A 26121-nucleotide genomic window follows, 5' to 3' on the forward strand; every position below is an offset into this window, starting at 1 on the left:
ATGTCTCCGGCCGTAGGCGGAATCGCGACCGGGCGCTGTTGATCAGGATTCCGGCGACTCGGCTGCCGCGCGTTGAGGCGCAGGCCGCACACAAGGCGCAGGCCGCACACAAGGCGTGGGCCACACAAGGCGTGGGCCACACCGCGAGGCAGGTCTGTCGACGGAGGTAGAGGGAGCAGAAATGAGATCCTTTGTCCAGGGGAGACATTCCCTAGTCGCGTTGGCGGTCCTCGTCTCCGCCGCGCTGCCGGCCGTGGTCGCGGATCAGGCTCCGGCACAGGCCGCGGTCCAGGAGACGCTGTACGTGGCACCGAACGGCAACGACGCCAATCCCGGCACGATGGCGGCGCCGTTCCGTACGCTCCAGCGTGCCCGGGACGTGGTCCGCACGAAGACCGCGACCATGACCGGCGACATCCAGGTCTACCTCCGTGGTGGCAGCTACCCGGTCGGCAGCACCATCGAGTTCGGGCCGAGCGACTCCGGTGCCAACGGCCACCGGGTGGTGTATGCCGCCTACCCGAACGAGACGCCGATCCTCGAAGCCGGTGTGCAGGTGACCGGCTGGACCCAGCACAACGGGAACATCTGGAAGGCCCCGCTCGACCGGAGCAACAAGTTGCGCGCGCTCTACGTCAACGGTCGGCGGGCGCACATGGCGGCCAAGACGATCACGTCGGGCGGGTGCCACGGCCAGTACACCATCAACGCGGGGCAGGCCGACTGGGCCTGGGAGTCGGGTTCGCAGTGCGCGGGCGCGAGGTACAACACGGCCGACTTCCCGGCGATCTCCCAGAACCAGGACGACATCGAGATCGAGACGGCCACCACCTGGACCACGGCCATCGTGGGTGTGCGGCAGGTGACCACCGAGGGCGGCAGCCGCGTCGCGCTGTTCCAGCAGCCGGGTGCCGCGATCGCGCAGGGAGCGTTCAACGGCAACGCCCAGATCAACGGTAGCCACAAGGTCATGAACGCCTACGAGTTCCTGGACGCGCCGGGGGAGTTCTACTTCGACAAGTCCAGTCGGACGCTCTACTACTACAAAGCCAGCGCAGACAACATGGCCACCGCCACGGTCTTCGCGCCGAACAACGTGACCACGGTGCTCCGGATCGCGGGCACCTCGACCAGCAACCACGCCCGTAACATCACCTTCTCCGGGCTCACCGTGCGGCACTCCGACTGGAACCTGTTCAACGTCGCGGGCTCGGTCTACAAGCAGGCGCAGCAGGGCAACCTCGGTGCCTTGGCGTACGCGCGGGGCAACTTCCACGTCTACTACTACCGCAACGTCGACGTCACGCCCGGGATCGTCCACGTCCAGAACGCCGACGGGATCCTGTTGGAGCGCAACCGCATCGAGCACACCGGCGCCGACGGCATCAACCTGGTCAACGACGTGGTGAACTCGCAGTTGATCGGCAACTTCACCAACGACGTCGCCGGAACGGCGATCAGCGTGGGCCACCCGCAGCACGTCTACGTCGGTGACCACACGTCGAGCAACCGCGAGAAGTACCCGGCCCAGGTCGAGGGGCTCCCGAAGAACATCGAGATCAAGAACAACTACGTCTACGACAGCGCGGTGCTGTTCAACGGGCACGGCGCGGTCGCGGCGTACTTCGCCGATTCGCTGACGGTGCAGCACAACCGCATCGAGAAGACGCCGTGGGCCGGCATCACGCTCGGTTGGGGTTGGTGGAACTTCGACGGATCCTCAGGGTCGATCGCGCCCAACCGGCCCACCACCACGGCGAAGAACAACACCATCAGCCACAACCACATCATCGACACGGTGCAGCGGCTCAGCGACACGGCGCCCATCTACACCCTGGGCAGCCAGCCGGGGACCACCATCCACGACAACTATCTCCAGGGGGTCCCCGCCGGTCACAAGTACGGACTCCACCCGGACGAGGGCTCGGCGTACATGACCTTCCGGGACAACGTCCTGAGTGTGGACAAGAACATCACCTGGATGATCAACTCCGACGACTTCGGACGTAAGCACGACCTGAGCATCACGCAGACCTACGGTCCCATCAACAAGGTCTCCCAGAAGAACCTGCCCAACAGCACCATCCACGACATCATCGTCTCCTCCGACTACGTCTGGCCGGCAGCCGCCTACGGGATCGCGGTCAACGCGGGACTCCAGGACGCGTACCGGGACATCACCCAGCCGCGCAACCTGCCGATGCAGGACTACGTCCTACCGGCCAGCACCTTCGTCGGCAGCGGCACCTCCTCGATCCCGATCCGCAGCAGCGGCGACGCGACCAGGTCGCTCTGGCTGGCGCCCTCCGGTACCACCAACTTCGCCGCCGGGCCGACGATGACCAGGGCGGACGGTAACGCCACCTCCATCGCGGTGCCGACGGCGTCGGGTGACTACCGGCTCTACGTCGTCGACGCCCTCGGCAACCGATCGGCGGAGTCGACGTCGATCGTCAGGCGGCAGGGCACCGGCAGCACGCAGGGCGACCAGCTCGTGGGTGGCCAGTCCGGCCGGTGCGTCGAGATCCCCGGTGCCTCCACCACCAACGGCACCCAGACGCAGCTCTGGGACTGCTCCGGCGGAGCGCACCAGCGGTGGACCTACACCGCCAGCAAGCAGCTGACCGGGTACGGCAACAAGTGCCTGGACGCCAACGGGGCGGGCACCACCAACGGCACCACGGTCATCATCTGGGACTGTCACGGCGGCCTCAACCAGCAGTGGAACATCAACGCCAACGGCACCATCACCAACGTCCTGTCCGGACTGTGTCTGGACGCCAACGGTGCCGCCACCGCCAACGGAACAAAGATCATCCTTTGGTCCTGCAACGGCGGCGCGAACCAGCAGTGGAGTCGGCGGTCCTGAGATCACCGGCCTCGGGGGCGGGCACCTGCTGGCCACCCCCGAGGCCGGCCCCTGACCAGCCATCGCCGTCGCGTCTACGATCGGCCCGTGACAAGATCCCTCGATCGCATCGCCCTCATCTCCGACGTCCACGGCAACCTGACCGCCCTGGAGGCGGTGCTGGCCGATATCGAGGCACGCGGGATCGAGCGGATCTTCAACCTCGGTGACTACGTCGGCAAGGGGCCGCGCGGCCGGGAGGTCATCGAGGTCTGCCAGGAGCGCTGCGAGGTCAACATCCTCGGCAACTGGGACGACTTCCTGCCCGACCCGGACCGCACCTACGACAGTGAGGCGATCGCCTGGTGGCTGGCGCAGCTCGCCGACGGCCAGGGTGACTGGCTGCGCGGTCTGCCGTTCTGCCACGACTTCCTGATGAGCGGTCGGCAGGTGCGCCTGTTCCACGCGTCGGCGACCAGCGTGCACCGCCGGGTGCGGTTCGACCACGACGAGGCCGAGTTCCTCGGCATGTTCGCCAACACCCCGGCGACCGGCGACGGGCCGGTGCCCTCGGTGGTGGGCTACGGGGACACCCACGATCCGTTCTACGAGGTGGACCGCGACCGTCGCACCCTGTTCAACACGGGCAGCGTCGGCAACGCGATAGACGACCCGACCCCGGTGTACGTGATCCTCGAAGGCGTCCTCGGCTCGACGTCCGACGCGCCGTTCTCAATCCAGTTCGTCCGGGTCCCGTACGACGTGGAAGCCGAGTTGGCGGTGGCGGCCCGGCTGGGCATGCCGGAGCTGGAGGGGTACGTCTCCGAGCTGCGGCACGGCATCTACCGGGGTGAGATGCATGACCCGGACGGACCGAAGTACCACCGGCGGCCGGTGCCGCGGGTGTCCTGACCGGCGCCCGACGGGCCGGTTCCCGCACCTCGCCAATCCGCGCCTGGCGCGTGCGGCCGAGCAATTCCGTGGAACTTTCATCTTTGTCGTACGCGGAGAAATGACGGATAGTCGTCATCGGGCGACGACGACTGTCCACTCTGCACCAACTGCCGGATTCGAATGGCTCGGCTGCGCAATTCGGTACGCGATGTGGGTGGCGTGACGGTATTCACCGGAGTAAGGTCTGCCCCTACCGCTGAGTGGTTCACTGCCTGAAACGCGGCCCGCTGCCTGCCTTAGGAAATCAGTTCCGGGTGGACCGGGCCGCGATTTTGCCCTGTTCGGCACCATGGAGGAGTTTCCGTGCAGCAGGATATGGTGCAACCTTCCGACGATCACCAGAATCAGATGACCGGCAATTCGCCGCTGGCGCCGGTGCGGCCGTCCGCGCCTGCTGGTGACACCCCCGGCCCCGACGGGACAGGTGGCCGCCTGGCCAACCGCCCGCCCGGCTATCCGAACGCGATCGTCTGGCTCCGCGTCGGGATCCTGCGTGACTGGCGCGGTGTGCTGGGGTCCTTTATCGCTGCCTGGTTCTATGTGCCGGTCGCGTTGTTCAACGCGGTGGTGCTCGCGGCGGTCGCGGGTATCGCCCTGGCGTTCACCGGCGGTGGATTGTTCGCGGATCTGATCCCGGACCAGGTTCGCGACGCCCCGATCGTCGGTCGACTGGTCAGTTCCTTCATGGAACAGTCCGGTGGTGCGATAGGCGCTTTCGTCGGTGCCGGTATCGCGTTCCTGGCCGGTCTGCTGATGGTGCCGATCCTTCGTTTCGGTGGGGTGGACAGCGGCGTCTCCCTGATCGCCCAGCTAGCTGGAATGGCGGCTGCCGCCATTCTGGTGGGTGTGCTCTACACCTTGTACCGGGTGCTGTTCGAGCATCGACTGCTGCGGGTGTCGGGCGCGCGCGAACTCAGCCGCCGGGAGCGGGAACTGATCATGCCGATTCTGCACGAGTGCGCCGAGCGGCTGGGCCTGCCCGGGGTGCCGCGGCTGCTGGTCGAGGACGACCTGGTCAGCACGAATGCCCGCACCTACGCCCGGCACATCGTCGTCACCACCGGTCTGCTCACCGATCCGCGTGACGAGATCGCCGCGCTCCTGAGCCACGAGTTGGTGCACTGGCGTACCGGTGACGAGATCACCTCGGCCTTCGTCCGGGGTGTCGGCCTGCCGCTCGTGCTGGTGCACGCCGTGCCGACCTGGCTGATGCGCAAGTTCCCCCACCCGGCGACGAACCTGTTCGTCTTCGTCTTCTTCTGGCCGGTCCTGCTGACCATGAAGTACCTGGTGCAGCCACTGCACCGAGCCGACGTGCGGGCGGCCGAGTACCGGGCGGATCTGGGTGCGGTGGTGACCGGACGTACCGAGGAACTGCGGGCGATCCTCGAACGCCGCAAGTCGTTCGAGAGCGGGCGCAGCGGCTGGGACGAGGCCGTCTGCGCCGAGCATCCGCCGAACGAGTTGCGGTTGGAGCGCCTGGAGACGGTCCGCGCGGGCCACCAGCCCTCGGCACCGGAGGAGCCGCCGCGACGGGTGATCGGCACCGAGGAACTGTTCGGCGGTGACGACCCGCTCGACCTGCGGCGTCCGGCCGTCATCGGTGGGGTCGTGCTGCTCTCCTTCTGCCTGCTTTCCAGCCTGCTGGGGGTCGTGCAGTGGGGCTTCTTCCGACCGGAGGCCGCCGTCAACGGGTACTTCTCCGCCCTCGCCGACCGCGACGTGGACGACCTCGCCGGCTGGCTGAGCCCCGAGATCGAGGCGACGGTACGCAACGACACCCTGCTCGCCGAGTTGATCAAGTCGACCGACTACCAGCCGCCCAAGAACGTCGACATCCGGGACATCGAGCGGGACGACGACCTCGCGACCGCCAAGGTCTCCTTCGATCTCGGGGAGATCCCGGTGGAGACGGAGGTGATGCTCCGGCGCGACGAGGACTCGACGCTCGGTGTTTTCAAGGGCTGGCACGTGTTGGGTGGCGTCTTCGCCCTCACCGTCGCCGCCGACCAGGCGGGTCTCATGATCAACGGCGTGTCGGTGCCGACCAGTCCACAGGAGCAGACGGTGCGCTCGGTGCCCGGCATGTACGTGGTGACGGCAGCGTCCAACCCGCTCAGTGAGGTGGCGCCGCAGTACCTCACCGTGCTGCCCGGCTACATGTCCGAGACGCTGATCCAGGCGATTCCGGAGTTGAAGCCCGCCGCCCAGGGCGCCATCCAGGCGCAGGTGAGGGCGTACCTGGACGAGTGCGCGCGGCAGACGGTGGCCGCACCGCAGGGTTGCCCCTTCCGGCTGTCCGGTTACTCGAGCGCCGAGAACATCACCTGGAAGATCATCTCCTATCCCGAGCCGCAGATCGAGATCCTCGGCCCGACCGCCGCGCGGCTCTCGACGCCGTACGAGGGGCAGGGCCAGGCGGAGGTGAGCGGCACCTACGAGTCGTACTTCGGCAAGGACGAGTTCACCGAGCGCCGCTCGATCACCGTCACCGGTGTCGTCACCGTCACCGGCGACGAACTCACCTTCCAGCCCGACGTCGAGGAATGAACAGGAGCATCGGATGAGTGGTGCGTACCCGCCGTCTCGGCAGGCCGTCCGGCTTCAGATGATCACCCAGCTTCGGCAGCCGGCCCAGGTGTCGCTCGTCGACTGGATTCACCGCCGTCCGGAGTACCGTACGGCAGTACGGGACCTGGGCAGGCGCACCGGCGGACGGGCCGGCTTCAGCGAGGCCGTCATCATCGCGGTGGTGGCACAGAGCCTGCTGCCGGGCCTCTTCACCCTGCTCCAGACCTGGTTGAGCCAGCAGCCCAGCGGGGCCAGCGTCCGGATGCGGATCGGCGAGTCCGAGGTGGAGGTCCAGGTCACCGGCCGCACCGATCCCCGGCAACTGCTGGACCAGGTCAGCCGGGCCCTCCGGGAGAACCGGGGCCCAGAGCCTCCGCAGCCCGGGTCCGACGCCGCATAGGTCGACGAGCCCGCCACCCGAGCCGTCAGAAGAGGGTGGCGGGCTCGACCTTGATCGGCTCGGGCAGCGGCGCCAGCCCGGGTACGCGGTCGCGTACCTCGGCGTGGAACCGGCGGGCCAGCGTCGGCGCGTCGGCGTTGTCCGGGGTGTGGATGAAGACGGTCGGCGACCGGCCCTCACGCAACCAGGTGGCGGTCACGTCGACCCACCGCCGCCAGCCGTCGACGGTGCGGGTGGGGTTGTCGCGGCCGAGGTAACGGACGATCGGCCGGTCGGTGAGCGCCTCGGTGCGCAACGGCATCCTCGGCTTCTTCGTCCAGGCGTCCCGCTCGGCGTCGCTGGTCGGCGGCTCGGCGAAGAACGCGGTGGTGTCGAACGGGATCCATTCGGCGTCGGTCTCGGCCAGCGCCGTCTCCAGCAGCCGGGTCGCGCGGGGGTCGGTGAAGAACGCCGGGTCGCGGACCTCCACGGCGGGTCGGTGGCCGGCCGGTAGGCGACGCAGGAAGCGGGCCAGCGTGGGCACGTCGTCCGGGCCGAACGAGCCGGGCAACTGGACCCAGAGGGCGTACGCCCGGGGGCCGAGTGGCTCGATCGCGTCGAGGAAGGCGCGCATCGGCTGGGCGACATCGGTGAGGCGGCGTTCGTGGGTGACCACCTTCGGCAGCTTGACCACGAAGCGGAAGTCGGGGGCGGTCTGCTCCGCCCAGGAGGCGACCGCCTCGCGGGTCGGTGTGGCGTAGAAGGTGGTGTTGCCCTCGACCGCGTCGCACCAGCCCGCGTAGTGCCGGAGGCGCTCGTGCGCGGCAAGCGGGTGGGGGAGCAGCCGGCCCTGCCAGGACCGGTGGGTCCACATCGCACACCCGACATGAAGTCGCATGGCCGTCTGGTACCTCCCAGCCTCGGGTACACCAGTCGTTTCCGCTGAGCAGCGGCGATCGGACGTACCGTATCCAAAGCCGGATGTCGGACGGTCGGCGGGCGTCCGGACGAGCCGGGGCGGCTCGTCCCGTCGCCGCCGTGCCGTCACCGGCCGGTCTGGTCGCCTCCGACGGCGTCGTCCGACGTGCGGTCCGCGATGAAGTCGAGGACGCGCCGGTTGACCAACTCGGGACGCTCCAGCGAGAGACCGTGACCAGCCCCGGCCACGATCTCCGCCCGGACCGACGGAATCAGCGCCTGGGCCCGGGCCACCGCCTGCCGTGGTCGCAGCAGTGAACTGCGCTCGGCCACCAGGAGCAGCACCGGCACCGGGATCGCCCGCAGTTCGTCGTCGTCGAGCCGGCGGGCCGCGGGACGCCGCGTCCGCCAGTGCCGTGCGGCGATCATGACGGGTGCCAGTTGCTCCGGAGACTCGATGAGCGCGTGGTTGGCCAGCAGTCGGGCGAACCAGGCCCGGGTACGGCGCGGTGCCAGCGTGGCCAGGGCACCCGCCAGGACGTTGACGTAGAACTTGAGCGGGACCTTCTGGAGCCCGCCCGGGTCGAGCAGGGTGATCGACGCCAACCGGTCGGGTCGGTGCACCGCCGTGGCCAGCGCCAGGAATCCGCCGTACGACATCCCGACCAGGTGGACGCCGCTCAGGTCGAGGGCGGCGAGCGTCTCGTCGAGCCAGGCGGCGCTCTCGGTCGTGCCCACCACCGGACGTCGTTGCACGCTGCGTCCCGGGTCGTCGATGGTGTCCAGCGCGTACACCGGGTGGTGCGTGCCGAGTGCGGCGACCTGGGGATACCAGTTCGAGGAGTTGCCCTGGGCGCCGTGCAGCAGCACCACCGGTGCGCCCTGCCCGTCGCCGTGGTGGTGCACGTGGACGGTGCCGAAGCTCGTCTCGACGTCGAACTCCTGTCGGGCCTGCGGCCAGGACCGCATCGCCACGTCGTACGCCTGGAGGAATTTCTCTCTCGCCTGGTCGTTGACGAACCGTCCGACGCCGGGATCTCTGGTGCCTGTCACATGGCCTCCCCACCGAGTTTTGATAGTACGATCGTACAGTACAGTCGTACCATCAAGGCGGAAGGGTGATGGGGCGCATGCCGAAGCTGGCCGACCACGAGGAACGACGAGCTCTGATCGTCGCCGCGCTACTGCGCATCGCGGCGAATCGAGGTCTGCACGCTGCGAGCATGCGGACGGTCGCGGCCGAGGCGGGCGTCTCGGTCAGTACCGTGCAGTACTACTTCGGGACCAAGGAGCGGTTGCTCTTCGCGGGGCTGCAACATCAGGCCGAGGTGGTCGGCCAGCGGATCGAAGCCGGGCTGGCGGCCAACGCGGGGGGCGGTGTCCGCAACCGCCTGTACGCCTGGTTGGTGCAGCTCATCCCCGTCAACGAGCAGCAGCGGGCCGGTTACACCGTATTCGCCGCCTACCACGCGCTCGCCCTGACCGATCCGGCGTTGGCCGAGCAGTCCTACACCAGAGGTTCCGCCGAACTGGAAGTGGTGCTCCGCGGACTGCTAGCCGACGCGGAGCAGGCGGGTGAGCTTTCCCCGGGCCGGGACGTCGGCGCGGAGGCGGGCAACCTGCTGGCCTTGGCGACCGGCCTGGCCGACAGCGTGATGGCGGGCATGCGTACGCCGGAGGCCGCGATCGCCCTGCTCAATTATCAGTTGGACCAGTTGTTCGTCGCCGCGTCCTCGAGGTCAGCCGCTGCCGCTCGACGCCCCTGATGGACGATTTCGGCAGATGCGCGGCTGGCGTGCCGTCGCTACCGGAGGTTCACCCGGCGGCGGCGCGGTCCACGGTGACGGAGGAGACGCCGCCGGTGGCGTCGATGTCGTAGCGGTCGGTCGCGGCGTTCCACTCCGGCGGGGTGAAGGTCGTTCCGCCGGCCACCCCCGAGTGGGTGGTGCCGTCGATGGTGACCGAACCGGCGCCGCCACCGGCGCGTACCCGCACGGGGGCGTTGTCGGCCAGCCGGACCACGACCTGGCTCGCCCCGCCGCCGAGCAGGGTCCGTTGCGTTCCCTGTGGCGCGGGCAAGGTCAGTTCGATCCGGTTCGCGCCGGCGGTGAACTCGACGTCACCGAGCCGCGCGCCGCGTAGGTCGAGGTGCTGCTCCTTCGCGCCACCGCTGAGCCGCACGTGCCAGCGGACCGACTCGGCCAGCACCACCTCCACCACCGCCGGGCCGTCCCGGTCGGTGCCGCGCAGGCTGGTCAGCAGGCTCGCGTCGGTACGGGAGACGACGGGTCGGACGTTCGCGTCGCGGGGCGTGGACACCCGGTACGCGTCGTCGCCGAGGTCGGCGGTGCGTACCCGGACCACGTCCGCGCCGTCGAGCAGGACGAAGGTGGCCTCGCGCAACTCGCCGGTGGCGCCGGTGACGACGTGCCCGTTGCGGCCGTCGCCTCGGACCGTCACCCACGTCCAGGTGGCGACCACCACGACGACAACGACCAGCAGGACCGCCCCGAGCAACCACCACAGCCGTCGCCCGCCGGTCGTCAGAGCGTCGTTCACGTCGCCTCCAGGTGTGTTCGGTGCCGCACGGCCTGATACCCACCGCGCCCGTCACCGACTCTTACGAAGCAGACGTCCGGTGGGCTCACCGCCCAGTGGAGGTGAGCCCACCTGTCGATCGTGGACGGTTCGGGTCAGGCCCGGGACCGCGGACGTTGGCGTGCAGGATGGACCTCCTCGCAGGTGGCGGGTCGGATGTGCTGGTGAGGCGGATGGAGAGCGCTCTCCATCCGAGATTGTCGATCTCGTGACATTTAGTCAAGGTTGTTAGCAGGTCTTGCCAGGGAAGGTTGGATCGTCAACCACGGGTTGACGATCCGATGCCGTCAACCTAAGGTTGACGGCATGACTGAACCTCTGAAGATGAGTAGCCCCGTCCGGCTCGACGACCTGATCCAGGTCATCAAACAGGCCCACTCCGACGCGCTCGACCAACTCGCCGACGCGGTGCTGGTGGCCGACCACATCGGTGATGTCGCCGACCACCTGATCGGCCACTTCGTCGACCAGGCCCGCCGCTCCGGGGCGTCCTGGACCGAGATCGGTCGCAGCATGGGGGTGAGCAAGCAGGCCGCCCAGAAGCGCTTCGTGGCCGGGACGATGGATCCGCAAGAGGGCTTCCAGCGGTTCACCCCGCGCGCCCGCAACGTGGTGATGGCCTCGCAGAACGAGGCGAAGGCCGCCGGTAACGCCGCGATCGCCCCGGTTCACGTGGTGCTCGGTCTGCTGGCCGAGCCGGAGGCGTTGGCCGCGAAGGCACTCGTTGCCGGCGGCGTGTCGGCCGAGGCCGTGCGCGAGGCCGCCACGGCCGCACTACCGCCGTCGTCGGACGAGGTCCCGGACATGATCCCGTACGACGCGGCGGCCAAGAAGGTCATGGAGTTGACCTTCCGAGAGGCGCTGCGACTCGGGCACAACTACATCGGCACCGAGCACATCCTGCTGGCCCTGCTCGAACAGGAGAACGGCGATGGGGTGCTCACCGGTCTCGGCGTGGACAAGGCCGCCGTCGAGGCGTACGTCGCGGCGGCCCTGGCCAAGCTGCGGACGTTCGAGTAAGCGGTCAGGACTCGACAGGGAAGCCGTACCGGGCGGCGTGCTCGGGGTCAGCCGGATCGATCTGGCGCAGCCCGGCGTCGGCGAGGCGCTTGTTCACCTCGTCGAGTCGTTCGCGCACCAACCGGGCCTCCTCCTCGGTGACCCGCCCCCGGTGCGGCCGACCCGCGTGCTCGATGGTGCCGTAGTCGATCCGCTCGGCGCTGCGGCGGGACTTCGGCGGGCGTACCCGCTCTGCGGTCTTCAGTAGCTGCGCCATCGGCACGTCGGTGGCCATCGCGTCGAACTCGCTCGCGGTCAACACCACCCGGCGCGGCTCGCCGTGGCCGTGCCGGTCGTGGATCTCCACCACCGCCACGTCCAGTGCCGCGTCGTCGATGCTCTCGACCTCCACCGGGGTGGCGTCCAGTTGCACGGGCCCGGCGACCAGGTCAGGGTGCTCAAGGACGACGACGCGTACCGCCTCGTCGTCGGCACCCAGCACCGTGCCGCTGAAGTCGGAGACGTGGATCGTCTTCTTGCCCATGGATGTGCCAGCTCCTGTCGTGACGGTCGAAGGACCAGCCGACGTTACCCGACAGGTGTGCGAAAGCGCGCGTGGGCTCGCTGGTGGGTCAGTGTGGGTTCAGGTGGTGACGTGCGGCCCCGGCCGGCAGGCTGTTCAGCTCGCGCCAGGAGAGCCTGCCCGGACGGCTGCGCCGATCCCGATACCGCGCCTGGGTCGGAAAGCGGCCGGTGCTTCCGTGGTGGTGCCAGGGGCGCTCGGCGTCCTGGTGAAAGCGGTCCTGTGGCTGTTTCGGCATGTCCCTACCGTTCCAAACAAAGGTGTCCATGTATGGAAATGGATATGACGGACGGTCGATCGATCAGGTTCCCCGGATTGCGCCTACCTACGCCCCGGACTCGTGGCGTCGTCGTACGGTGAGCGGCGTCGGCGGTGACGGACCGGGAGGTGTTGATGCTCGACCGGCGGCTCTACCGGCACCTGGCGACCTGGCTGGGGCAGTGGCCGGCCGGGCCGGGCCTGCACGTCGTCGGTTCCGGTCGGCGTGCTCGACCCGCCTGGGACGGCCGGCTGCGCCCCGCCGTCGCGGTCCACGCGGGCGCCGACGGCGTGCTCTCCGTGGCCCCCGACCGGGTCGCGGCCGTACGCGAGCTGGCGCGCCACCGGGACGGCCTGCTGGACGCGCTGCCCAGGGCGGTCGGATATCCCGGCTGGGCGGTGCACGACGACGTGTTCCGGTGGAGTGTCGCGCCGGCAGCACTGCCGGAGGTGGGCGTCTGGGTGCCGCCCACCGCCGCCGGGCTGCCCTCCTGGCTGCGGCTGTTCGACCGGCCGGTGCTCGTCGTGCGCGACCACCGGGGCCGTTACCTGGCCGGTGTCGGGATCAAGCGGCACGACCGGTACGGACACGAGCTGGCGGTGGGCACCGTACCGGCGGCCCGAGGGCGCGGACTGGCCAGACGGCTGGTGGCCCAGGCCGCCCGTCGAGTCCTCGACGACGGTGCCGTGCCGACCTACCTGCACGACCGGCGCAACGTCGCGTCGGCGCGGGTGGCGGAGGCCGCCGGATTTCCCGATCTCGGCTGGCGGTCCTACGGCGTCTACCCGAGCTGAACGCGGACCGGCAGGGCGCGGACCGTGGATCCCGGGCCGGATCCACGGTCCGCAGCCTCCCCCCAGGTCCGCGTGCGGCTCCAGTGCCGATCACGCTACGTATTCAGAAACCGCTCGGCAAGCCGACGCCACTGTCGCCTTGCTGTCCAATTGTGGACTTGACCTGCGGCTTAGCGTCTTCCTCGCGTGTCGCCCGTCAGTGACGCAGAGTGTGAATAAGATTGACGACCTGCTGGGTGACCGGTCGCAGGACGCGCAGCCGCGACAGCGCCACCAGCCGGTCGACCAGTGGCACCGCGCCGTCGATCAGCTGCCGGGTGCGGGCCTGTCCCGGCGAGCGGTCGTAGACCCAGAAGAGGACCACGCCCATGTACGCGAGCCAGAGCAACTCGGGCAGTTGGCGGCGCAGCTCCGGATCGACCTTGGCGGTGGAGCCGGACAACACCTCGGCGTAGAGGGCGATGGACGCCTCGCGGGGCCCGGAGGACTCCGGCGAGAAGGGACTCAGCGGTGAGGTGGGTTCCGCGGCGGTCTTGAAGAAGCTCGCCGCGAACTCGTGTGACGGGGTCAGCACGTCGATCCCCGCGTGCAGCACACCGGCCAGCCGGGCGGCGAAGTCGGTCTCGCGTTCGAGTACCGGCCGGGCCGCCGCCCGGTGCTCCGTCTGCATCCGGGCGTAGAACTCCTGGATCAGGTGTTCCTTCGACTGGAAGTAGTAGTAGGCGTTGCCGACCGCGACCCCGGCCTCCGTCGCGATGGCGCGCATGGTGGTGCGGGCGTAGCCGCGTTCGCGGAACAGCCGCATCGCGGTCTCCAGGATCAGCTGCCGCGTCTGCTCGCCCCGGACGGTCGCCGCCTCACCCGCAGCGGTCGTCGGCACAGTCTGGTCGGTCATTCCGGTCACCGTATCCCGCCGGGCGGCCGGTCGGCTCCGGCGATGGTTCTCGGAGGCGTTCGCGTACTGCGGAGGCGGCAGCCACCACCCGTCGAGCCAGTGGCAGCAGGTGCGGGCGGGCCAGCCGGTAGGCCAGGTCCCGGTGGTCGGCCAGCGCCCACAGGCAGGCGAACCAGGCCCCGTCGCCCGCGTACACCTCCCCGGTGTCGGCGATCACCGTGAGATCGCGCAACGTCGCGTCGTGGTCGAGGCCCGGGAAGCGCAGCCGGGCCGCCGCCGAACCGGCCGGCAGGAACTCCAGTGGTACGAGCTGTGCGCGCGACGCCAGCCAGTCCCGCGCGGCCCGGCACAGTGGGCAGTGCGCGTCGTAGAGCACCGTGAGGCCCCGGATGTCGTCGCCCGCGTGCGTGGCGTCCGGCAGCCCCGCCATCCCGCTCTGGTCCGGCGTCGTCATCGGCCCGGCGGATTGGGCGGGGTGGCCGGGCCCGGCGTGGCTGGTCCGGCTTGCTGGCCCGGCGTGGTGTGTCCGGTCGGCTGGCCGGGGGCGGCTGGGCTGGTCGGCTGAACCGGTGCGGCGGGGCCGGTCGACTGGCCCGGCGTGATGTATCCGGTCTGGTTCGGTGCGGTGGGTTGGCCCGGTGCGGGTGGGCCGGTGCCCGGTCGGTGCGGCATCGGCGGGTAGGGGTGCTGGATCGGCAGCCGGGCGACGGGGGCCAGCGGTGGGTGGAGGGCGACCTGGCGCAACCGGTTCCGCCGGTACCGGCCGAGGGCGAAGACGTTGAAGAAGTGCAACGCGCCGAGTACGAGCAGCACCAGCCCGATCTTCAGCGAGAGTTCCTCCATCGCGGCGCTGGTCGAACCGATCGACCCGGAGTGTCGCATCGCCACCGTGACGTAGCCGAGGTTGAGCAGGTAGAAGCCCACCACGAGCAGGTTGTTCACGGCCCGTGCCAGCCGTTGGTCGGCGAACACCTCGTCGAGGAAGACCAACCCGTTACGCGTCAGCGCCCGCGCCACCCAGATGGTCAGGCCGATGCTGACCGCCAGGTAGACCAGGTACATCCAGACCTTGATGTCCATGTGTCGGCCCAATCTTGAACGTGTTCAACTTGACGACGTCAGCGTACGACGTGAGTTGAACACGTTCAAGACGGGTTACCGGGTGAGACCCAACACCTCTGCCGCGGCCCGCCCGTTGGCATGGCTCGCGCCGTACGTGGTGACGAAGGCTCGGACGCCGTCGGGTCGCCATCCCGCCGGCCAGCCCATCTCCACCACGGCCACCGGATGTGCGGCGGCCAGCGCGCTGGTCAGCTCCCGACCGCCGGGGAGTCGGTGGAGGTGGCGACCGACCAGGACGATCGGGCGGTCACCGGCGCGGCGGCGCAGCTCGGCCGGGTCCGTCTCGGCGGCCACCACCCGGATCTGTTCGGCGCTGCCGAGGTGTGGTCCGAGTCCCCACGGCACCCGTCCCTCGGCGAGGGTGGAACTGGCGTGCAGCTGCACCACGAGCGACCGGTCCAACCCGGTCGGTACGCCCTCGACCCGGACGGCTCGGCGGGCCGCCGCGTACCCCAGATCGGTGGGGTCGACGGCGGTGCGGCCGGTGGCGCGGGTCCAGGCGGCGAGTTCCGTGGTGCGGCCGGCGGCCTGTTCGACGCGGGCCCGCTCCAACCGGCCGTCACCCAGCGCGGCCACGATCTCGGCGGCGACCTGCTCGACCAGCTCGGCGTCGACCCGGGCGCCGATGCAGAGCAGGTCGGCCCCGGCGGCCAGGGCGCGTACCGCACCGGGTGCGACGCCACCGGCGGCCAGGGTCGCGCCCTTCATCTCCAGCGCGTCGGTGACGACGACGCCGTCGAAGCCGTACTCGTGACGCAGGAGGTCCACCAACACGGCGCGGCTGAACGTGGCCGGAGCGTCCCCGGTCAGCGCGGGCACTCGGATGTGCGCGGTCATCACCGCCCTGGCCCCGGCGGCGATCACCGCGGCGAACGGGGGTAGGTCCCGCTGTCGCAGCAGGTCGGGGCTGGCGGCCACGGTGGGCAGCTCGTGGTGGGAGTCGGTGACGGTCGCACCGTGGCCGGGGAAGTGCTTGGCGCAGGCGGCGACCCCGGCCGCCTGGAGCCCGGTGGTCGCGGCGGCGGCGTGCGCGGCGACGCTGGCCGGATCGGCCCCGAAGGAACGGGTGCCGATGATCGGATTGTCGTCGGCGGTGTTGACGTCGACCGTGGGCGCCAGGTTGAGCGTGATGCCCAGGTCGGCCAACTCGGTGCCGATGGCCTGGTGGATCTGACCGGTCAGCGGCACGTCGCCGATCACGCCGAGCGCCGCGTTGCCCGGGTACGGGCTGCCGGTGGCATGCGCCAGCCGGGTGACGTCGCCGCCCTCCTCGTCGATGGCGATCAACACATCGGCCCGTGCGTCGCGTAGCGCCGTGGTGCTGGCCGACACCTGCGCCGGGTCGTGGACGTTGCCGCCGAACAGGGTGTGCCCGGCTAGCCCTTCGGCGACCAGGTCGACGGCCCAGTCGGGTGGGACGGGGCCCGGGTACGCGGCCAGCAGGGTGCCGAGCGCCAGCCGGCGCAGTCCTGGATCCAGCCCCACGCGTCCTCTCCTCTCGATGTCGACCGGCGGATGTCGTACCGGGTCGGTGGAGGTTCGCGTTTCCACGTGGCCGATACGCTACGGCTTACCCGTTCGCAGGTCGGGCTGGATAACGTAAAAGTAAGCAAAGTTTACTGATACTGAGGACACATGGCATGAGTGCGACCCGGCTGCCCGGCACCCCACGTCTGTTGCGGGCCCTCAACGACCGCGCGGCGCTGGAACTGCTGCTGGAGCGTGGGCCGCTGACCCGGGCCCGGATCGGCGAACTGACCGGTCTGTCCAAGGTCACCGCCTCGCAGCTGGTGGAGCGGCTGGAGGAACGCGGGCTGGTCACCCGGGTCGGCGAGCAGGCCGGCGGCCGGGGGCCGAACGCCCAGCTCTACGCCGTACGTCCCGGAAGCGCCCACGTGGTCGGTGTCGACGTCGGCCCGGACCGGGTGGTGGCCGCCTGCGCCGACATCACCGGCGCGGTCATCGGTCGGGTGGAGCAGTCCACGCAGGACACCGACGACCCGGTCGGCGTGGTGCACAACGCGGTCGTCCAGGTGGCCGGCAGCGCCGGAGCCCAACTGTCGAGCGTACGCCGGATCGTGCTCGGCACCCCCGGTCTGGTCGACCCGGGCACCGGGGACATCACCTTCGCGTACAACCTGCCCCGCTGGCACCGTGGCCTGCTCGCCGCGCTCCGCGACGACCTGGACACCCCGGTCGTGTTCGAGAACGACGTGAACCTCGCCGCGGTGGCCGAGGCGCAGTCCGGCGCGGCCCAGGGGGTGACGGACTTCGTCCTGGTCTGGGTCGGCGCCGGTGTCGGTCTGGCGATCATGCTGGGCGGGCGGCTGCACCACGGCAGCAGTGGTGCCGCCGGTGAGATCGGCTACCTGCCGGTGCCCGGCGCACCCATCCCGCGCGACGTCTCACGCCGGGCGAAGCCGGCCTTCCAGCAACTGGCCGGCGCGGACGCGATCCGTGCCCTGGCCAAGGAGCACGGCTACCCGGACGACACCGCCGCCGACGCGGTCCGGGCCGCGATCGCCGACGGCACCACGGGCGGGCCCATGCTCGACGAGGTGGCCCGCCGACTCGCCCTCGGCGTGGCGAGCACCTGCGTGGTGCTGGACCCGCCGCTGGTGGTGCTCGCCGGGGAGGTCGGTCAGGCCGGCGGGGCCGCGCTGGCCGAGCGGGTGCAGCACGAGGTCGCCGCGATCACGCTGGTACGCCCCCGGGTGGTGCCCACCGGCCTGACCGAGGAGCCGATCCTGCACGGTGCCCTCCGCACCGCGCTGGACGCCGTACGCGACGAGGTCTTCGGCTCCACCGTCGGCTGACCTCCGCCGGGCGGTCAGATGAGATCGCGGCGACGGAAGATGGCGAAGGCCGTGGCGCAGAGCCCGGCGGTGAGCAGCACCAGCACCGCCAGCGCCGGTTGCCAGGTCAGGGTGTAGCTGCCGTCGCAGTAGCCCTGGGTGACGGTTCGGCAGGCGGTGCTGTCCCAGAAGCTGACCTCGCCGGCCAGCCACGCGCCGATGTAACTGCCGAGCATGAGCTGCTCGGGCCGGGCCACGTCGAGGATCTGCAGCACGATCCGCCCACCCAGCTCCCACACCACGAGGTACGCGGCCACCGCTCCCAGCGCCGCCGAGGTGTGCCGTCCCATCGTCGCGATGGCGAAGCCGGTCGCCGTGGCGAGCAGCACCAGGATCAGTCCGCGCCCCCACACCGCGCCCAACCCGGTCCAGAAGGCCGCGTTGGTCGGCCCGGGATAGCCGGCGACCTGCGCGATGACCCAGAAGGTGACGAGGTAGGCCAGGGAGGCGAGCGCCGACACCGTCAGCACCGCCCCGAGCAGCGTGCCGAGTTTGGTGCCGAGCACGGTCAGCCGGCGTGGTCGCCACAGCAGCAGGTTGACCACTCCGCCGGAGTTCAGGTCGGCGCCGATGTACGAGGCGCCGACCAGGAACCCGAACAGCACCAGGTACGCCACCAGGAAGTAGAGCAGCGGCTCGGCCTGCCGGGTGAAGGTGAACACTCCGGTCAGGTAGTCGGCGGCCACCGGCAGCCGGTCCCGCAACGCCGGATCCAGTTCGGAGCAGTCCCTCGGCAGGTAGAGGTGATCGTCGCCGGGGAACGGCTCGCCCCGATCCCGAGCCAGGCACCGCGCGTGCTCCAACTCCATGCTCCGCAGGTCCGAGGCGGCCGCCCGCTGGGCCTGGGCCAGCTCCGCGGGGGTGGGCTGGTGCGAGCCGGCCAGCGTGGTCGCCGCGGTCACCACGAACGCCGCCATCAGCAGCACGACCATCAGCTGGACGAAGCGGCGGGCGGTGAGCCGCTCCACCTCGGCACGGATCAGGTTCACGCGTCCACTCCCCGCATCCCGAGGTCGATCTGCTGGTCGGTGGTCGGTTGGTCCGGTGGTGCCGATCCGACCTGCCAGGGGATGTGCGGGTGCGCCGAGCCCCCGGTGAGTTCCAGGAAGACGCTCTCCAGATCCGGCCGCAGCGGGGTCAGCTCGCGTACCCAGAGGCCCTGCTCGCCCAGCGTCCGGCTCACCGCGACCGGATCCGGCACGCCGCTGACCACCAGGTGGTCGTCGTGCCCGGTGACGGTGATCCCGGCGGCCCGCAGCAACTCCTCGGCGCGGCCCAGGTCGTCGACTCGCACCAGATGCTCGTGGCCGTCGAAACCGGCGAGCACCTCGGTCACCGGACCGGCGGTGACCCGACGGCCGCGCGAAATGATCGTCACGTGGTCGCAGATCAGCTGGATCTCGGCCAGGATGTGGCTGGAGACCAGCACGGTCACCCCGTTGGCGGCCAGCGACCGGACGAGGTCCCGCATCTCCCGGATGCCCGCCGGGTCGAGCCCGTTCGCCGGCTCGTCGAGGATCAGCAGCTCGGGCCGTTTGAGCAGCGCCGAGGCCACCGCCAGCCGCTGCTTCATGCCCAGCGAGTAACCCTTGACCCGTTCGTCACCCCGGTCGGCCAGCCCGACCTGCGCCAACACCTCGTCGACCCGGGTGACCGGCACGCCACCGGCGAGGGCGAGCAGCCGCAGCGTCCGGTAACCGGTGAAGTTGCCGTAGAACTGCGGACTCTCCACGATCGCGCCGACCCGGCCGGCGACCTCGGGCAGCCGCTCCGGCGTGGTGGCCCCGAGCACGCGCATCGAGCCGCTGTCGGCGCGTACCAGCCCGAGCAGCGCTCGCAGGGTGGTGGTCTTGCCCGAACCGTTGGGTCCGAGGAAGCCGTGCACCTGGCCGGCCTCCACCAGCAGGTCGAAACCGTCGACCGCGACCCGTCGCCCCCGGCGCAGGCTGTGAAAGGTCTTGCGTAGACCCTCGATCTCGATGACCGGACTGGTCATGAGCGCTCCCTCCGGGCGGGGTGAGCAACGACACGGCGCTTCACCCTACGGCGGGGGCACCGGCCCGTGGGGGCACCCCGGCGGTGCGTGGTTGGATGGGCTGGTGACTGGTGACCTGATCCCTGGCGCCGCCGGCGCCGCACCCGCCCCCTTGCCCGTGGACGCGGATCTGGTGGTCAGCCTCGACGGCGTCGCCGTACGCCGGTCCGGCACCGCCCTGCTGCACGATGTCGACTGGCGGGTGGAACTGGACGAACGCTGGGTGGTGCTGGGGCCGAACGGCGCCGGCAAGACCACCCTGCTCAACCTCGCGTCCGGCCGACTGCACCCGACCACCGGCACCGTGCACGTGCTGGGCGAACGGATCGGCCGCACCGACGTCATGGAACTGCGGACCCGGATCGGCCTGACCACCGCCGCACTCGCCGAGCGGCTGCCCGCCCAGGAGCGGGTCGTCGACGTGGTGATGACCGCCGCCTGGTCGGTGGTCGGCCGGTGGCGGGAGAGCTACGACGCGGCCGACGAGGCCCGCGCCCGGATGCTGCTGGAACAACTGGGAGCCGGCACGCTGGCCGACCGGGCGTACGGCACCCTGTCGGAGGGCGAACGCAAGCGGACGCAGATCGCCCGGGCGTTGATGACCGACCCGGAGCTGCTGCTGCTCGACGAGCCGGCGGCCGGGCTGGACCTGGGCGGTCGGGAGGACCTGGTCGCCCGCCTCGCCGCACTGGCGCAGGACCCGGACGCCCCGGCGATGGTGCTGGTCACCCACCACGTCGAGGAGATTCCGCCCGGCTTCACCCACGCGCTGCTGTTGCGTGACGGGGCCGTGATGGCGCAGGGTCTGCTGCACGACACCCTCACCGCCGACAACCTCACCAAGACCTTCGGGTTGCCGCTGCTCGTCGAGCGCAGCGGCGACCGCTACACCGCCCGCGCCGCCTGAGGCGTAAGGAAGGGCACCTTTTTAACGCCTGGTGTATAGGAAGGGCCCCTTCCTAACCATTGCAGCCCGCCGGAGGTGCCCGTGCGACAGACCCGCGTCGTGGTGGTGGGCAGCGCGAACATGGACCTGGTGGCCACCGCCGAGGAGCTGCCCCGGCCGGGGGAGACCCGGCTCGGCACCGACTTCGTCACCGTGCCCGGCGGTAAAGGGGCCAACCAGGCCATCGCCGCGGCGAGGGCGGGTGCCGTCAGTGTCTTCCTCGGCGCGATCGGCTCGGACGCGTTCGGGGTGACCCTGCGGGCCCGGATCACCGCCGCCGGGGTGGACGCCGGGCATCTGCGTACCACCTACGGCGCGTCCGGGGTGGCCCTGGTGATGGTCAACGCGGCGGGGGAGAACGCGATCCTGGTGACTCCGGGGGCGAACACGTCACTAACCGACCTGACCGAGACCGAACTCGCCGCCGTACGCGACGCCGACGTCCTGGTGGCGCAGCTGGAGATCCCGGTGGAGACGGTGACCGCCGCTGCGGTGGCGGCCCAGGCCGCCGGTACCCGGGTGGTGCTCAACGCGGCACCGGCCGTCCCGTTGCCGCCGGAGCTGCTCGCCGCCGTGGACCTGCTCGTGGTCAACGAGAACGAGGCACAGGCGTACACCGGACGGGGGCGGGAGGATCCGCATGCCCTGCTCGACCTGGTGCCCCGGGCGGTGTTGACCCTCGGCGCGGAGGGTGCCTGGTACGGCGACCGGGACGGCACGGCCGTACACGTACCGGCGGTCAAGGTGGACACGGTCGACTCGACGGCTGCCGGTGACGCCTTCACCGGTGCGCTCGCGGTGGCCTGGGGCGAGGGGCGTGACCTGCTGGACGCGGTCCGCTGGGCCTCGGCCGCCGGTGCGGCCTGCGTACGGCGGCTCGGTGCCAGCGTCTCGCTGCCCCACCGGGTCGAGATCGACGAGCTGTACGTACCCGGCGGGTGAGCGGCCGTCGACCGACGCCGCCGGGCGGGGTCGAGGTCAGCCGGCGTCGTCGTTGAGCTTCTCGCCCCGCCTGCGCAGCATGGACAGTCCGGGGATGCCCGCCACCGCGAGCTTGAGGTCCCGGGTGACGTCGAGCAGGTCGTGCAGGTCCGGGCCGACCCGGTCCAGGGTGGCCAGGATCGGCAGTACGTCGGCGGTGAGGTGTTGGCGTAGCTTGGGCAGCTCGTCGACCAGCCGGATCGCCGCAGTGACCTCCTCGTGGCTGAGCTGCTCGACGAAGTGGTTGGCCATCGGGGCGGCACGCCGCAACGCCGGTTCGTACGCCGACAGCAGCTCGGCGGCGGTGGCGGCGGCCTCGGCCGCGGTGCCGACTGTCTCGGCGGCCCGCCCGGCCACCGATCGCGCCGACTCCACCACGACGGCCGCCGTGGCGGCCACCTCGGTGGCGGTGTCCACGGCGGCGGTGGCGGCAGCAGTGATCACCCCGACGTCACGGACGGCTGTCTCGGCGTCGGTGACCATCCGGTCGGTGCGGTCCAGGGTCTGCTCGACCCGGTCCACCACCCCGTTGATCCGGGCCAGCAACGTCTCCACCTCGTCGAGCACCGCGAACGCACGGCCGGGGATGGCGGCAAAGGACGCGGCCTGGTCGAGGGCGGAACGGGTGAGACCGAGGACCGCGGTCGGCCGGGGAAGGGGGAGCGCCATGGATCAAGTGTGCGCCGCGTGGTCCACAGCCGCCGGACGAGGGGTCAACGATCGCCGTGCTGCTCGACCGCGCGCTGCACCGCCCGGTAGATCTGCCCGAAGCGCAGGGCGTCCGGCGTGCGCAGCACCATCACCTCCTGCCGCTGGTACTGCACCCACAGCTCCAGCACCCGGTTGCCGCGCTCGTAGGAGCGATCCAGCCAGCTGAGGGGTATCTCCAGGAACGGGACCAGGGCGAGCGGAACGATCACGCACGCGGCGAGGACGACCAGGGCCGGCAGCCACTCGCCCCGGTCCTGGGCGGACCAGGCCAGCGAGAGCACACAGACCAGCCCCACCAGCGGGGGCAGGGACAGCAGCAGGACCAGAACACCCCGACCGAGCACCCGGCCGCGTACGGCGAGTGTGGTGCGGCCCTTCGCGTGCCAGACGTAGGTGACGTCGGCGATCGGGATGACGTGCCCGCCGGCCCGGATCGCCTCGGAGGTCACCTGTACCGCGTCGTCCCGGTAATAGAGCGCCATCACTAAGCTTAAGCACTGATGGGCAACTCTGCGCTGTCGTGCGATTGCTCAGCGTCGGCGGGGTGGTATCGGCGGGCTGGTCTCCAGAGCGCGTTGCACGGCCCGGTAGATCTGGCCGAACCGCAGGGCGTCCGGGGTGCGGAGCAGTTGCACCGGGCGATCCCGCCACCGGATCCAGACCTCCCGCTGTCGGCTGCCCCGCGCATAGGAGCGGTCGAGGTACTCGAAGAGGAAGTCGGCGACCGGCCCGACCGCGAGCCCGACCAGCACGGACGCTCCGATGATGGCGATCGTGACGGTGGTCGAGCGATCCAACCAGAGCGCCACCGCGACTCCGATGACGGCGGCCGCCAGCGGGGCGACCATCGCGGCGCCGATGGCGCCCCGTCCGGCCAGTACCCGCCAGGAGAGGGTGCCGTGCTGGTGCCAGATCTCGCTGATCTCGGCCATGGGGTAGACCCGGCCCTCGACGGTCACGGCGGTCGAGGTGACCCGCACCAGTCGGTCGTCGTAGTAGGTGACCACCGGTCGGCTGTCGATCCGTCCGGGTGTCCTGCCGGGCTGGGTGGCCGGCGTCGCCGCGCGGCGACCGCGCGGCTCGGCTTGACGAGGGTTCATCGTGCGACTCCCGGCTGACGGGCTGGCACCAGACTACCTACCCCAACGAGGCGGGTCGTAAGGTTGGCACGCGACTTCGACGAGGAAGTGAGGCTCAGCGTGGGCGAGTTCGTGCGGCTGGAGACCAGGGACGGCATCGGCACCATCCGGCTGGAGCGACCGCCGATGAACGCCCTCAACACCCAGGTGCAGGAGGAGTTGCGCGCCGCCGCGACCGCCGCCACCGCCGACACCGGCGTCCGTGCCGTCATCGTGTACGGCGGGGAGAAGGTCTTCGCCGCCGGGGCAGACATCAAGGAGATGGCCGACATGTCCTACGTGGACATGGCGGAGCGGGCCGCGGACCTGTCCAGCGCGCTCGGTGCGATCGCCCGGATCCCCAAGCCCGTCGTCGCCGCGATCACCGGCTACGCCCTCGGCGGCGGCTGCGAGTTGGCGTTGGCCTGTGACTGGCGGGTGGTGGCCGAGGACGCCAAGCTCGGGCAGCCCGAGATCAAGCTCGGCATCATCCCCGGCGCGGGGGGCACCCAACGGCTGGCCCGGCTCGTCGGTCCGGCCCGCGCCAAGGATCTGATCATGTCGGGTCGGATGGTGGACGCGCAGGAGGCGCTGCGGATCGGCCTGGCCGACCGGGTCGCTCCGGCGGCCGAGGTGTACGACACGGCGGTGGCGATGGTCCGGCCGTACCTGAACGGGCCGGTCCAGGCGTTGCGGGCGGCGAAGCTCGCCGTCGACGGTGGCCTGGACATGGATCTGACCTCCGGCCTGGCCTGGGAGAGCCAACTCTTCGCGGCGCTGTTCGCCACTGACGACCGGCGCGAGGGGATGGCGGCGTTCGTGGCGAAGCGGAAGCCGGACTTCACCGGGCGCTGAGTGCAAGGAAGTTCACATTCCTCCTACCGGCCAGTAGCGTGTGACTCCGGTCAGGCGACGAGAAGGAGCGGGAATGACGGAGCGGATCGAAGGCCACGGTGGGGAACTCGCCCTCGCGGCGCTGCGCGCGTACGGGGTGCGGGAGATGTTCACCCTCTCCGGCGGGCACGTGTTCCCGCTCTACGACGCCGCGCACAAGACCGACTTTCCGATCTACGACGTGCGGCACGAGCAGTCGGCCGTCTTCGCCGCCGAGGCGGTGGCGAAGCTCCAGCGTCGGCCAGGGCTGGCCGTACTCACCGCCGGTCCCGGCGTGACCAACGGCATCTCCGGGCTGACCAGCGCCTTCTTCAACGCCTCACCGGTGATGGTGATGGGTGGTCGGGCCCCGCAGTTCCGGTGGGGCTCGGGCAGCCTCCAGGAGATGGACCACCTTCCACTGGTCGCCCCGGTCACCAAGCACGCGGAGACGGTGTTCAGCGCCGACGACATCCCCCAGGCGGTGGCCAACGCGCTGACCGTCGCCCTCACCCCGCACCGGGGCCCGGTGTTCCTCGACTTCCCGTTGGAGGCGATCTTCTCGGTCGGTGACGCGGAGGTGCCGGCCGGCCCGCGACTCGCCCCCCTCGACGCCGATCCCGACGAGGTGGCGCGTGCCGCGGACCTGATCGCCGGCGCGGCCCGCCCGGTGATCATCGCCGGTTCGGACGTCTGGACCGGCGACGCGGTGGACGAGCTGCGGGCGGCGGCCGAGGCGTTCACCGTGCCGGTCTTCACCAACGGGATGGGGCGCGGTGCCCTGCCACCGGAGCACCCCCTGGCCTTCGCCAAGGCGCGTCGGGTGGCCCTGTCCAACGCCGACGTGGTGGTGGTGATCGGCACCCCGCTGGACTTCCGGCTCTCCTTCGGCGACTTCGGCGATGCCCAGGTGGTGCACATCGTCGACGCGCCCAGCCAACGCGCCGGTCACGTGCAGCCCGCCGCCGCCCCCGCCGGTGACCTGCGCGCCATCCTCACCGCCGTGGCCGAGCACCCCGGCGACCGGGTCGACCACGACGACTGGATCGCCCAGCTGCGCACGGCGGAGGACGCCGCGCGGGCCCGTGACGCCGAGGAGATGGCCGCCGAGACCGACCCGATCCGCCCGGCCCGCATCTACGGCGAACTGCGCAAGGTACTCGACCGCGACGCGGTGACCATCGGCGACGGCGGCGACTTCGTCTCGTACGCCGGGCGCTACCTGGAGCCGGCCCAGCCCGGCACCTGGCTCGACCCCGGCCCGTACGGCTGCCTCGGCACCGGCATGGGCTACGCCATGGGTGCCCGGGTCACCCACCCGGACCGGCAGATCTGCGTGCTCATGGGCGACGGCGCGGCCGGCTTCTCACTGATGGACGTGGAGTCACTGGCCCGGCAGAAGCTCCCGGTGGTCATCGTGGTCGGCAACAACGGCATCTGGGGCCTGGAGAAGCACCCGATGCGGGCCATGTACGGCTACGACGTGGCCGCCGACCTCCAGCCCGAGCTGCGGTACGACCAGGTGGTCGGTGCGCTCGGCGGGGCGGGCGAGACGGTCGCCAAGGCCGCCGACCTGGGCCCGGCCCTGCAACGGGCCTTCGACGCCGGAGTGCCGTATCTGGTCAACGTGCTCACCGACCCGGCCGACGCGTACCCCCGCTCCTCGAACCTGGCCTGAGCCG

25 protein-coding genes are annotated in these 26121 nt (G+C 70.6%); 12 read left to right on the forward strand and 13 right to left on the reverse strand.

Annotated features, from left to right (window positions below):
* Positions 1–181 precede the first annotated feature (181 nt).
* From ACLQ2S_RS03425 to ACLQ2S_RS03440, 4 genes are all read left to right on the forward strand, one after another.
* Positions 182–2869, forward strand: coding sequence for an RICIN domain-containing protein (locus ACLQ2S_RS03425; RefSeq protein ID WP_425701096.1), 2688 nt, complete (start codon positions 182–184; stop codon positions 2867–2869).
* Between the two features lie 87 nt (positions 2870–2956).
* Positions 2957–3760, forward strand: a complete 804-nt coding sequence (locus tag ACLQ2S_RS03430) for a metallophosphoesterase family protein (protein ID WP_425701097.1) — start codon at positions 2957–2959, stop codon at positions 3758–3760.
* Between the two features lie 390 nt (positions 3761–4150).
* Positions 4151–6352 (forward strand): M48 family metalloprotease, encoded by a 2202-nt coding sequence (locus ACLQ2S_RS03435; RefSeq protein WP_425701098.1) that lies wholly within the window; start codon positions 4151–4153, stop codon positions 6350–6352.
* Positions 6353–6365: 13 nt separating this feature from the next.
* Entirely contained in the window at positions 6366–6773 is a 408-nt protein-coding gene (locus ACLQ2S_RS03440; RefSeq protein WP_155215914.1) for an effector-associated constant component EACC1, read from the forward strand.
* 25 nt (positions 6774–6798) lie between these two features.
* On the opposite strand, the gene ACLQ2S_RS03445 is transcribed toward ACLQ2S_RS03440, so the two are convergent.
* Positions 6799–7626, reverse strand: a complete 828-nt coding sequence (locus tag ACLQ2S_RS03445; protein ID WP_425701272.1) for a DUF72 domain-containing protein — start codon at positions 7624–7626, stop codon at positions 6799–6801.
* A 170-nt stretch (positions 7627–7796) separates the two neighbouring features.
* On the reverse strand, positions 7797–8723 hold the full coding sequence (locus ACLQ2S_RS03450; RefSeq protein ID WP_309222909.1) for an alpha/beta fold hydrolase: 927 nt from the start codon (positions 8721–8723) through the stop codon (positions 7797–7799).
* A gap of 68 nt (positions 8724–8791) precedes the next feature.
* Here ACLQ2S_RS03450 and ACLQ2S_RS03455 point away from each other — a divergent pair, with 68 nt between their 5' ends.
* The gene (locus tag ACLQ2S_RS03455) at positions 8792–9436 is read left to right on the forward strand and encodes a TetR/AcrR family transcriptional regulator (protein ID WP_230462353.1); all 645 of its coding nucleotides are present in this window, start codon (positions 8792–8794) and stop codon (positions 9434–9436) included.
* Between the two features lie 49 nt (positions 9437–9485).
* Here the strand turns inward: ACLQ2S_RS03455 and ACLQ2S_RS03460 are convergent, their stop codons facing one another.
* Positions 9486–10229: a hypothetical protein gene (locus ACLQ2S_RS03460; protein ID WP_425701099.1), complete on the reverse strand. Its 744-nt coding sequence runs from the start codon at positions 10227–10229 to the stop codon at positions 9486–9488.
* Positions 10230–10574: 345 nt separating this feature from the next.
* Between ACLQ2S_RS03460 and ACLQ2S_RS03465 the strand changes: the two genes are divergently transcribed.
* Positions 10575–11288, forward strand: a complete 714-nt coding sequence (locus ACLQ2S_RS03465) for a Clp protease N-terminal domain-containing protein (protein WP_155215908.1) — start codon at positions 10575–10577, stop codon at positions 11286–11288.
* A gap of 4 nt (positions 11289–11292) precedes the next feature.
* Here ACLQ2S_RS03465 and ACLQ2S_RS03470 read toward each other — a convergent pair whose 3' ends face one another.
* A complete protein-coding gene (locus ACLQ2S_RS03470; protein ID WP_155215906.1) occupies positions 11293–11811 on the reverse strand; it encodes a hypothetical protein in 519 nt (172 codons plus the stop codon).
* A gap of 432 nt (positions 11812–12243) precedes the next feature.
* Between ACLQ2S_RS03470 and ACLQ2S_RS03475 the strand changes: the two genes are divergently transcribed.
* Complete coding sequence (locus ACLQ2S_RS03475) at positions 12244–12903, forward strand: GNAT family N-acetyltransferase (RefSeq protein WP_155216194.1); 660 nt, start codon at positions 12244–12246, stop codon at positions 12901–12903.
* Positions 12904–13099: 196 nt separating this feature from the next.
* Here the strand turns inward: ACLQ2S_RS03475 and ACLQ2S_RS03480 are convergent, their stop codons facing one another.
* From ACLQ2S_RS03480 to ACLQ2S_RS03495, 4 genes are all read right to left on the reverse strand, one after another.
* Positions 13100–13798, reverse strand: a complete 699-nt coding sequence (locus ACLQ2S_RS03480; protein ID WP_155215904.1) for a TetR/AcrR family transcriptional regulator — start codon at positions 13796–13798, stop codon at positions 13100–13102.
* Positions 13761–14252 carry a thiol-disulfide oxidoreductase DCC family protein gene (locus ACLQ2S_RS03485; protein WP_196222482.1) on the reverse strand — a complete coding sequence of 164 codons (492 nt, stop codon included), beginning with the start codon at positions 14250–14252 and terminating at the stop codon, positions 13761–13763. The genes ACLQ2S_RS03480 and ACLQ2S_RS03485 overlap by 38 nt, the downstream gene beginning before the upstream one ends.
* Entirely contained in the window at positions 14249–14878 is a 630-nt protein-coding gene (locus ACLQ2S_RS03490; protein ID WP_230462352.1) for a hypothetical protein, read from the reverse strand. Before ACLQ2S_RS03490 ends, ACLQ2S_RS03485 begins: the two co-directional genes overlap by 4 nt.
* A gap of 75 nt (positions 14879–14953) precedes the next feature.
* Positions 14954–16405: a glycoside hydrolase family 3 N-terminal domain-containing protein gene (locus tag ACLQ2S_RS03495; RefSeq protein WP_425701100.1), complete on the reverse strand. Its 1452-nt coding sequence runs from the start codon at positions 16403–16405 to the stop codon at positions 14954–14956.
* Positions 16406–16560: 155 nt separating this feature from the next.
* Between ACLQ2S_RS03495 and ACLQ2S_RS03500 the strand changes: the two genes are divergently transcribed.
* Positions 16561–17736: an ROK family transcriptional regulator gene (locus ACLQ2S_RS03500; protein ID WP_155215902.1), complete on the forward strand. Its 1176-nt coding sequence runs from the start codon at positions 16561–16563 to the stop codon at positions 17734–17736.
* A gap of 14 nt (positions 17737–17750) precedes the next feature.
* On the opposite strand, the gene ACLQ2S_RS03505 is transcribed toward ACLQ2S_RS03500, so the two are convergent.
* Complete coding sequence (locus ACLQ2S_RS03505) at positions 17751–18764, reverse strand: ABC transporter permease subunit (RefSeq protein WP_425701101.1); 1014 nt, start codon at positions 18762–18764, stop codon at positions 17751–17753.
* Positions 18761–19771: an ABC transporter ATP-binding protein gene (locus tag ACLQ2S_RS03510; RefSeq protein WP_425701102.1), complete on the reverse strand. Its 1011-nt coding sequence runs from the start codon at positions 19769–19771 to the stop codon at positions 18761–18763. The genes ACLQ2S_RS03505 and ACLQ2S_RS03510 overlap by 4 nt, the downstream gene beginning before the upstream one ends.
* Positions 19772–19874: 103 nt before the next feature.
* On the opposite strand from ACLQ2S_RS03510, the gene ACLQ2S_RS03515 reads away from it, so the two are divergent.
* A complete protein-coding gene (locus ACLQ2S_RS03515; protein WP_309222906.1) occupies positions 19875–20717 on the forward strand; it encodes an ABC transporter ATP-binding protein in 843 nt (280 codons plus the stop codon).
* A gap of 81 nt (positions 20718–20798) precedes the next feature.
* A complete protein-coding gene (locus ACLQ2S_RS03520; RefSeq protein ID WP_309222905.1) occupies positions 20799–21698 on the forward strand; it encodes a ribokinase in 900 nt (299 codons plus the stop codon).
* 36 nt (positions 21699–21734) lie between these two features.
* On the opposite strand, the gene ACLQ2S_RS03525 is transcribed toward ACLQ2S_RS03520, so the two are convergent.
* From ACLQ2S_RS03525 to ACLQ2S_RS03535, 3 genes are read right to left on the reverse strand one after another with little or no spacing between them, the layout of a single operon-like run.
* Positions 21735–22406 carry a hypothetical protein gene (locus ACLQ2S_RS03525; protein ID WP_425701103.1) on the reverse strand — a complete coding sequence of 224 codons (672 nt, stop codon included), beginning with the start codon at positions 22404–22406 and terminating at the stop codon, positions 21735–21737.
* A gap of 44 nt (positions 22407–22450) precedes the next feature.
* Positions 22451–22930 carry a DUF6232 family protein gene (locus ACLQ2S_RS03530; RefSeq protein ID WP_425701104.1) on the reverse strand — a complete coding sequence of 160 codons (480 nt, stop codon included), beginning with the start codon at positions 22928–22930 and terminating at the stop codon, positions 22451–22453.
* A gap of 48 nt (positions 22931–22978) precedes the next feature.
* Positions 22979–23455 (reverse strand): DUF6232 family protein, encoded by a 477-nt coding sequence (locus tag ACLQ2S_RS03535; RefSeq protein ID WP_425701273.1) that lies wholly within the window; start codon positions 23453–23455, stop codon positions 22979–22981.
* 192 nt (positions 23456–23647) lie between these two features.
* Between ACLQ2S_RS03535 and ACLQ2S_RS03540 the strand changes: the two genes are divergently transcribed.
* Entirely contained in the window at positions 23648–24421 is a 774-nt protein-coding gene (locus ACLQ2S_RS03540) for an enoyl-CoA hydratase-related protein (RefSeq protein ID WP_425701105.1), read from the forward strand.
* A 73-nt stretch (positions 24422–24494) separates the two neighbouring features.
* A complete protein-coding gene (locus ACLQ2S_RS03545; RefSeq protein WP_425701106.1) occupies positions 24495–26117 on the forward strand; it encodes an acetolactate synthase in 1623 nt (540 codons plus the stop codon).
* The last annotated feature ends 4 nt before the right edge of the window (positions 26118–26121 follow it).

Source organism: Micromonospora sp. DT48 (assembly GCF_049844495.1).
Taxonomy (GTDB): Bacteria; Actinomycetota; Actinomycetes; order Mycobacteriales; family Micromonosporaceae; genus Micromonospora.